The organism is Priestia megaterium (assembly GCF_046599315.1).
Classification (GTDB): Bacteria; Bacillota; Bacilli; order Bacillales; family Bacillaceae_H; genus Priestia; species Priestia megaterium_F.
Genome location: NZ_JBKIKC010000022.1, coordinates 72,067 through 81,109, shown reverse-complemented (window position 1 = coordinate 81,109; position 9,043 = coordinate 72,067). Strand labels below are relative to the sequence as shown.

Here is a 9,043-nt window from a genome sequence, read left to right as displayed (position 1 = left end):
CAAGGCATGAGTGAAGAGATGCGTAAGTCACTTATTCGTAACCACAATGAGTTGCTTAAATATCGTCAACAAATCATGAATACAGAGCATGATATGTACAAGTTAGGTCCTCAGATGGGCAAATACACGGGAACTAATAAAGAGTTTATGGACGAAATTCATAAACTTGGAAAAGAACATAAAAAGGCTACTGATCAAATGATTAATAATAACGTAGCTATGCGTCAAAGTATTATTCAACAAGTGGCAACAATGTCTGCCATGAGTGGTCAAAGTGAAAAAACCGCTAAGAATTACGACCGTATGGGCAATTCATTATTACGTGTCAACAATCCATTACTTTCTGTCACTTCTAATTTGTCACGCTTGGCAAGGGAAAGTAGTTCTGCTTCTTTAGCTCTTCAGATGCTTGGGCCTAACGCTAGTATGAAAGAGCTCCAAGATATGATTGGCATGATCACCCAAGGTGTTATGCGTATGCAGTCTGTAGCAATGGTTACATCTGTTGCATGGGCTGGATTTACAGCTATTTTAGCGAATGCAGCAAAAGGACCCGACGTCGGAGAGAATTTAGCTGCTCAAGCTAACGCATGGGCAGACTATCGAGATGCTGTAAAGAATCGAACACAGGAAATTGTAGATACCTGGGGGCTTTTCGAGAAGGTTCAGTTAGAAAAGACCAGTCCACAAAAGCTCTTATCTAACCTTCAAGGTCAAGTCAAGGTCATGCAAGATTGGTCTAAAAACCTTAACTCCCTTGCTAGCAAAGGAGTAGATGAAGGATTTATTGCTAGTCTACGTAAGATGGGACCAGAAGCTGCTTCACAGATAGCTGCCTTAAATCAAATGTCTCAGCCTCAGCTAAATAAATATGTGGACTTGTGGAGACAGAAGCACCAACTAGCAAGACAAGCAGCTACCACTGAGTTAGAAAAGTTAAAGCAGGAAACTCAGTTAAAAGTCAAAGGGTTACAGGACTCTTTAACTCCTCTTGGGGTATCTCTATATAATTTCAAAAATACCTGGGCTAGTGCAGTTGCGCCTTTCGTAGCATTTTGGGGGACAATAGCTGCCAAAATTGTTGATGTTGGTACCATGATTGGTGGATTCATCAATAAACTAAATGAAATTAACCCGTGGATCACTAAGTTAGCTGGTATGTTTCTATACTTAGTTGCTACATTTGCTCTTATTTTAACTCCTCTTGCAGCAGGTATAGGATATATCATGGGCTTAAAAGCAGCATTTGCAGCAGCGTGGGTATTTATTGGTCCATTAGTGGAAGGCCTAGCTGCTATGATGGGTACTGTAGTGATAGTTTCCGCCGCCGTTATCGCCTTTGGTGCAGCACTTTACTTATTGTGGACACGCTCTGAAACATTCAGAAATGCAGTTATCAGTGGGTGGACTGCCATAAAAAATAAGGCACTTGAAGTTTGGGGATTTTTGTCTCCTTATATTAATCAGGCCTTATCTGCCGTGGTTAGTTTTGGACAGTCAAAACTTGCTCAACTCCGCTCTTTCTGGGACAGCAACGGTCAACAAATTCTACAGGCAGCTAAAAATATTTTTTCAGGAATAACTACCGCTGTACGCGTGGCGATGTCTATTATTACTCCGATACTTTCTGTGGTTTGGCCGTTTTTGGTGGGCATAATCCAGGGAGCATGGCGCAACATTATGGGGATAATAGATGGGGCCCTAAAAATTATTATGGGACTGGTCAAGGTTTTTGCAGGTTTGTTCACTGGTGATTTTTCTAAAATGTGGGAAGGTCTGAAACAAATCTTTTTTGGGGCAATCCAATTAATCTGGAACTATATAAATTTAATGTTTGTTGGTCGAATTTTAGGTGTGTTCCGTGGATTTGGTGGATTACTACGTGGGATTGTAACAGGATTATGGGGAGCCTTGAAGTCTCTCTTCCTAGGCGGCACTAAAAGTGTCCTCAGCAACATAGAAACATTCAGAATTGGGCTTCTTTATATTTTTGATTTTATTAAGTCGAAGGCTATTGCAATAGCACAAGGCTTATGGAATTTTTTAAAGTCAGCCTTCTCTGCAGGAGCTAGTTTTATCGTATCTGTAGTTAGGGGATATTTCAATTTATTACTTTCAGTTTTTAATTTTTTGAAATCGTCTGCTACTACAATAATAAAGGGTTTATGGACATTTTTAAGCAATGCCTTTTCTTCAGGAGGAAATCTTCTTCTCAGATTACTAAAAGGTGCTGCCCAGCAAATTGTTAACTCTTTTAATGTAATGAAATCTTCTTTAAGCAGGGTGGCAACTGCATTATGGACCTTCCTGAAAAATGCTTTTTCAGCTGGTGGAGATTTTATAGTTAGATTAGTAAAAGGAGCAGGATCTAGACTAACTTCTGCTTGGTCTGTCGTAAAATCTTCTATTACTAATTTAGCTCAAAGCATGTGGAAAAATGTCACTGACCGCTTTACCTCAATCGTAAAGGCAGCAAAAGATTTACCAGGAAAGATTGGTGCCGGAATCAAGTCGATGTCTAAATATGCCCTTGGTGGAGTAAAACATTTAGCTAATACTTTAGTTAGTGGGTTAGCCTCTGGAATCAATGGGGTGACAGACGGCATTGACTGGGTACTAGGGAAAATTGGTGTGAACAGTAATATTCCTACTTGGAACCCTCCTGAATATGCAACTGGTACAAACTATCATCCTGGTGGGCCTGCAATCCTTGGTGATGGAGGTATGAAGGAGTTATATATTACTCCTAGCGGTCATATGGGTATGTCACCTGCTACTGACACAATGCTTAATCTCCCTAGAGGAACAAAAGTATTTTCCGGTCCTCAAACACAGGAATTGATGGCATCTGGTATGATTCCCGCTTACGATTCAGGGAATGTAGGTAAAAACTTCAAAAGTGTTGCAGCAGATGCTCTGGGAACTTTAAAAGATACTGCAGTTGATGTTGGAACAGCCGCTAAGGAGAAAGTAACTGCTGGAGCTACAAAAGTTAAGGACTTGGCATTAGACGTTTATGATTACGTTTCTAATCCAGGTGATTTAATGAAAAAGGTCTTTGCTAAATTCATTCCTGATTTACCCAAAATCAGCGGTGCATTTGGTTCTATGCTTAGTGGATCCGTTAAGAAAATTAAGTCTTCCGCTGTTGACTACGTTAAAAATCAATTAGAAGCCATTGACTTTATGGGCGGTGATGCGTCTGGTACTGGTATAGGTAGCTATTATCTAGGTAGTCCTTTCCGGATTTCTACACGTTTTACGCCAAACGGTAACAAGAATGATAAGGTTCATAAGGGTGGAGTCCATCATGGTATTGATTTAGCCGCACCGTCAGGCACAGCTATCAAGTCATTAACTGATGGAATTGTTAAACAGGTCATTATTGGATCAAGTACCGCTGGTAATGGGGTGCGTATCCAGTCAGGAAGCGACTTGTTGTCATATATCCATATGTTACGTGCACCTTCTGTTAAACAGGGGCAGCATGTTAAGGAAGGGCAGGTTATTGGTCAAGTTGGTTCAACGGGTGAAGCATTGCCCCTTCTAACTGTAATGGTTAGTCGAACAATCCTTTAAATTGCTGGAACGTCCTTAGAGCTTTATTCACCACAACGCAACCGGAAACGGTAAACGTGAAGGTTTGAAAAGAATAAAGATTGGATAATCAGCAGCCAAGCACCTGCAATGGTGAAGGTTCAACGACTATAATAAGGAAGCCTTTAAAATGGCTATGGTATAGTCTAGTCCCTATTAAATACTGTGAAAACAGGGGTATAAACGTTTTCAACTGGACCACACTTAGACTTAAAAATTAAACGCAATGGTGCTTACATCAACCCGCTAACCTATTTACAAGGTAAAGCTGGTGGTGGTGGCGCTTATAGTGGTCCCGTCAGTGGTAATCTTGCTAGTTGGATTTCTCAAGGTATGGCAAGAGCTGGTGTATCCGGTGCTGATTGGAAAAATGGTTTAGGTTGGATTATTAATAAAGAATCAAGTGGAAACCCAAGAGCTCAAGGCGCAATGACTTCTGATGGGCGCGCAAAAGGTCTTATGCAGTTAAAACACTTTAACTATAAAGGTGATCCATTTACCCCAATAAACAATATTTATTGGGGTATTCAGTATATCAAAAAACGTTATAAGAGCATTGGTGGAGCATTAAGTTGGTGGAGAAGCCATAACTGGTATGCGAATGGAACTCCATTTCATACTGGTGGTAGCGCGGTTTTAGGAGATGCAGGGCTAAATGAGCCTTTCATGCTACCAAATGGACAATTTGGTTTAAGTCCTAATGTTCCTACTCTGTTTCCTAATCTACCGGTTGGAACTAAGGTCTGGCCTAATATTCAAGATTTTGCAAAGAAAACATTTACTAACAAATCAAAAGAGGAAGATGAAATTACAAATCCTGTATTCGCTGTAAGTGATTCAGGATCTTCACAAATTAATATTGAATTTAACCCAGTCATCACTATTAGTGGAGAACGTAGTAATAAAGAAAGCGAAAAGAGTGTAAAACAACAAATCGATGAAGCGTTAGCAGAGCAGTATAAAAAATTCCAAGAGGTACTTATCAAGTCAGGTCTAATAGGAGGATGAAAATGGCTCGTTTAGGTAATGTTACAGTATTAATTGAGAAGGAAGATGATTCTGCCTCTATTGAGGCAACTTCTTATCCAGTAGAAAAAGGTATTCCAATGACAGATCATGTTGAACAAAAGCCAGATGAATTTTCACTCTCTGGTGTTTTAAATGGACCTAACTATACTGCAGATTATGAATATCTAAAAAAATGTATGAAAAATGGAACAATCTTGACGTATGTTGGACGTAACATTGCAAAAAACGTAATTATTGTAGATATAAACGGTTCTGTTGATGCGAATAATGCCAACGGAAAAGATGTATCTATTAAACTAAGACAAATTCGCATTGCTTCTACTCCTTGGGTGAAAGTACAAAACAACGGTAAGAAAAAACCAGTTACGACAAAACCAGCAGCGAAACCTGTTTATCATCTGGTAAAGAAAGGTGATACATACTGGATGTGCTGGAAACGTTATGGTACGGGCATCCCACAATTACGGGCTTGGAATAAGTATCCTGATAGACGGTTGCCTATAGGCGTAAAATTAAGAGTGAAATGAATGAGGTGAAGAAATGCGTGATTATATACCTGTTAACAAAGAAGAGCTACCGGAACAATTTGAACTAGACTTAGCTGATGAAACATTTGTATTTGAGTTTAATTACAATCAAGCAGGTGATTTCTTCACTGTAGATTTATATAATATTCAGCGCCAACCTATTATTCTTGGCGAGAAATTGGTTTTGAATGAACCTTTGTGGCAAGATTCTATAGATTCAAGGTTGCCAGCGCCTACACTTGTAGTGATGGATGAGGCAGACAAAGAAACATGCATGACCTTTGATAACTTTATGGTTACTACTTTTTTATACATTGATGATGTAGCTTCTACTGAATCAGAGCCAAATCTAGGAGAAGAATTATGAGCAATGAATTATTCGGTCGTGTTATAAAGGTTCATATAGAAGGTGATTACAAAGCTGACTTTTCAAATGAGGATTTTCATATCCGGTTTGAAGTACCATTTGATGACGATTCTACACCTAATCAAATAACAGTAGAAATTTATAACTTATCTAATACATCTATTAATCATATTAAGAAGGATTGCACACTTATTTTACAAGCTGGATATAAAAGCGATTATGGAATTCTATCACAAGGGAAAATATCTAGTGTCTTAACTAAACGTGATGGAGTAGATAAGATTACAACTATCTACATGACTGAGGGGCAAGACTATTCAGGAGTTAAAGTATCTTCTTCTACAAGTACCAGCAAAAAAAGCTTGGAAATAGCATTCGCAAAAGGGACAAAAGCCGATGTTATTATTAAACGTTTAGTAAGTGCTTTAGGTATCAGGTTAGGTGAAATGAAGTTACCTAAGAATCCTTCTTATACAAGTGGATATACAGTTACAGGGAATATCTTAAACAATCTCAATGAAGTCGTTAAGGACTGTGGTGCTGCTCTATATTATCGAAAAGGTACACTTGTTGTTCGTTCTATTAAAGAGGGGACAGACGAACGGTTTGTATTAGAAGAAGCTACAGGGCTGCTAGGTTCGCCAGATCCATTTGAGGAAGATGATTATAAGGGATATACGGCTAATTGTTTATTGCAACATCGCATTTCAACAGCTTCAATTGTTCAAATTAAAAGTAAAACAGCTAATGGGCAATACCGTGCTAAAAAAGGAAAACACATAGCTAGTGGATCAGACTTTAAAACAGAAGTGACGGTGATTTAATGGCAGACGATATTCAGTTTTTTGTAGACTTTGCAGAGGCACTACGTGCCAGTATTAATGTGGCTGGACCTGCTAAAATACTTGCTGTACATGGAGATAAAGCTGATATAAAACCCTTATTCAAAAAAGACAACGGTGAAGAGTATGCGGTAGTATCAGATGCTTATATTTTAGATCATGTTGAAGCGAAAGGACCTTTAGCTTCAGGTGACATTGTTTATATTAACTTTGCTGATCGTTCATTAGATTATTTGAGAAAAGAGCCATTTGATCCTGTTCACACAAGAAGACACAGTGTAAATGATGCCGTTATAGTAGGGAGGTTCAAGAAATGAAGGCTCCTAAGTTAGTAAATGGTGATCTAGTCATTGAAAATGCCGAATTAGTCATGATATCTGGTGATGAAGAACTTGTTCAATCCGTACAAGCCATATTAGGCACGCGGAAAGGCGAGTTCTTTTTAGATTCCAATCATGGGCTTTCTCATGAAAATGTACTGGGCAAGCCAGCAAATCAAGATTTAGCACGAGACGATATTATTGAGGCCCTTATGCAAGAGGAACGGGTAGCTTCCATACCAGCTGTTAATTTTGATGATAACAAAGCAAAAAGGACACGAAATGTTTCGTTAACCATTGAAAAAGACGATGGCTCACAACTTCCGATAGATGGGGGTGATTTTGATGTTGGATAAAAACGGATTTAAACGAAAGACCTATCAAGACCTTAAGGGAGATATGGAAGATAAATTTAGGGAAATGTTTGGTGCTGATATTAACCTATCTTCTAGAAGCCCAATCGGTATTTTACTCATGATTTTTGCATGGTTTTTGTCTCTGGTATGGGAGATAGCGGAGCGGGTATACAATTCAGCTTATGTAAGTAAGGCAACGGGAGTGCAACTAGATCGCTTAGGCCCATATATCGGTATTTCCCGTAATGGAGCTACCCGCTCTTACGGGGAAATTCAAATAAAAGGGACACCGGGGCATGTAGTAGAAGCCGGTGACCAATTTAAAACGGCAAAAGAGGTTGTTTTTGACCTCACCGACAACGTTGAAATTGGTTCAGATGGTTATGGTATAGGACCAATAGAATGTACTGTAGCGGGTGAAATAGGCAACGTAGGGGTTAACGAGATTACGGTCATTGTAAACCCAAGTGATAAAGTTGAGTCAGTCACGAATGCTGGGGCTACCGCTGGCGGCGAAGAAGAGGAAACAGATGCCGAATTTAGAGCACGTTACTTTCAATCTAGTTCACAAGGTACCTCCTTATTAGATAGCATTTTAGATATAGCGGGTGTCCGCTACGCTCTAGTAAATGAAAATGTGTACGCTGTCGAACAAAACGGAATTCCTCCTCATGCAATTGCGCCTTTTGTCTTTGGTGGGAATGATGAAGAAATTGCCGCTGTTATTTTGAAAAAGAAACCGGGTGGCATTCAGTCTTACGGTACAACAAGCATAGATGTGTTAGATTCACAAGGACTTACACATACCATTGGCTTTAGCCGTCCTCAATTTGTGGATGTATATGTAAAAGTAATAGTGACGCCTGGGGCAAAGTTTCCGTCTAATGGTAAAAGCCTTCTGCAACAAACCATTTTAACGTATTTAGATGGCCTATCTATTGGTGATGATGTTATTGTATCTAAGCTTATTCGTATTACATCAGCAGTAGAGGGAATTGATGATCTTGAAATTACACTATCTACAAATGGTATAGATTATAGTTTGCAAAATATCGCTATTTCCACGGATTCTGTAGTTCGTACAAGCTCAGATAAGGTTGTGGTGTCATGAGTTTGTTTAACGATATGATATCGAAGCTCACGGATCTGTTCACTAAAAATGAGAGTAGCAATATAAGTAAAATCATCCGAATTATTTCAGATGAACTCACAGCGGTTCAAACAGCTTTAGAAACAACGGAAGAATGGCGTGATATTGATAAGGCGGAAGGAACCACACTGGACCTTATTGGGGAAAATATAGGGCAGCCACGAAATAAAACAAATGATGAAGAATTCCGCTTGCTTATAAAGACAAAGATTTTCTCTAATTTATCTATTGGCGATATTGAATCGGTGAATCAGCTGCTTCGTATTCACCTTGGGGAACAATTTGTGAGTGTAGAGGAAGGGTGGAAACTTGATAAAGATACGCCTTTTGACGGTCAATCCGCTACCCTGTTCATTACAGTCAAAGGTGATGGAAATACCAAAGGATTACCTTTTGAGAATACCTCACGTATCGTAGCGAGTGGTGTGGGTACACAGTGGGATTATATTTTTGAACGATCTTTAATGGCTGATCGTTCTTATAATCGCTGGGTATTTCCTTATGAGAACTTTACAGGTGAGCATGTAGCGGGCTCAGAGGAAATTGTTTCAAATGAGAACGCGTTATATAACCGCTTGTTAGAGATAGATAGCCAATATGCAGTAACTGAACAAGATTACCGAGTTGTAAATGAATATGAAGTCATTGGCGAAAATACAAACAAGCTATATGAGTCAGGGGTTCAGGTAAGTAATATCTATGCTGTTACAATAAATGATTATCAAGTTTGTGATGGACTAGAAGATAACCAAACGACATTATACCAAGCGGGCATTGATTGCCAGGTTGGTTATTCGGCGTTCCTTCAAACATATCCAATATGCGGGGAAACGTACACGGAAGGAGTGAAATAAG

At 39.2% G+C, this 9,043-nt stretch carries 9 protein-coding genes; all 9 read left to right on the top strand.

Features of this window, described 5'->3' with window-relative positions; translation table 11 throughout:
- Nucleotides 1-18 precede the first annotated feature (18 nt).
- The 9 genes from ACLHDF_RS30025 (at nt 19) to ACLHDF_RS29985 (ending at nt 9,042) form a co-directional block, all read left to right on the top strand.
- Nucleotides 19-3,579, top strand: coding sequence for a peptidoglycan DD-metalloendopeptidase family protein (locus tag ACLHDF_RS30025; RefSeq protein WP_413922041.1), 3,561 nt, complete (start codon nt 19-21; stop codon nt 3,577-3,579).
- Nucleotides 3,580-3,930: 351 nt separating this feature from the next.
- Entirely contained in the window at nt 3,931-4,605 is a 675-nt protein-coding gene (locus tag ACLHDF_RS30020) for a transglycosylase SLT domain-containing protein (protein ID WP_413922040.1), read from the top strand.
- Nucleotides 4,606-4,607: 2 nt separating this feature from the next.
- Nucleotides 4,608-5,153, top strand: a complete 546-nt coding sequence (locus tag ACLHDF_RS30015) for a LysM peptidoglycan-binding domain-containing protein (RefSeq protein ID WP_413922039.1) — start codon at nt 4,608-4,610, stop codon at nt 5,151-5,153.
- A 13-nt stretch (nt 5,154-5,166) separates the two neighbouring features.
- On the top strand, nt 5,167-5,520 hold the full coding sequence (locus ACLHDF_RS30010; RefSeq protein ID WP_413922038.1) for a phage baseplate plug family protein: 354 nt from the start codon (nt 5,167-5,169) through the stop codon (nt 5,518-5,520).
- Nucleotides 5,517-6,344 (top strand): phage protein, encoded by an 828-nt coding sequence (locus ACLHDF_RS30005; RefSeq protein WP_413922037.1) that lies wholly within the window; start codon nt 5,517-5,519, stop codon nt 6,342-6,344. The genes ACLHDF_RS30010 and ACLHDF_RS30005 overlap by 4 nt, the downstream gene beginning before the upstream one ends.
- Nucleotides 6,344-6,679, top strand: a complete 336-nt coding sequence (locus ACLHDF_RS30000) for a hypothetical protein (protein WP_413922036.1) — start codon at nt 6,344-6,346, stop codon at nt 6,677-6,679. Before ACLHDF_RS30005 ends, ACLHDF_RS30000 begins: the two co-directional genes overlap by 1 nt.
- Nucleotides 6,676-7,038, top strand: coding sequence for a DUF2634 domain-containing protein (locus ACLHDF_RS29995; protein ID WP_413922035.1), 363 nt, complete (start codon nt 6,676-6,678; stop codon nt 7,036-7,038). Before ACLHDF_RS30000 ends, ACLHDF_RS29995 begins: the two co-directional genes overlap by 4 nt.
- A complete protein-coding gene (locus ACLHDF_RS29990) occupies nt 7,028-8,149 on the top strand; it encodes a baseplate J/gp47 family protein (RefSeq protein WP_413922034.1) in 1,122 nt (373 codons plus the stop codon). Before ACLHDF_RS29995 ends, ACLHDF_RS29990 begins: the two co-directional genes overlap by 11 nt.
- Nucleotides 8,146-9,042: a hypothetical protein gene (locus ACLHDF_RS29985; RefSeq protein ID WP_413922033.1), complete on the top strand. Its 897-nt coding sequence runs from the start codon at nt 8,146-8,148 to the stop codon at nt 9,040-9,042. The genes ACLHDF_RS29990 and ACLHDF_RS29985 overlap by 4 nt, the downstream gene beginning before the upstream one ends.
- The last annotated feature ends 1 nt before the right edge of the window (nt 9,043 follow it).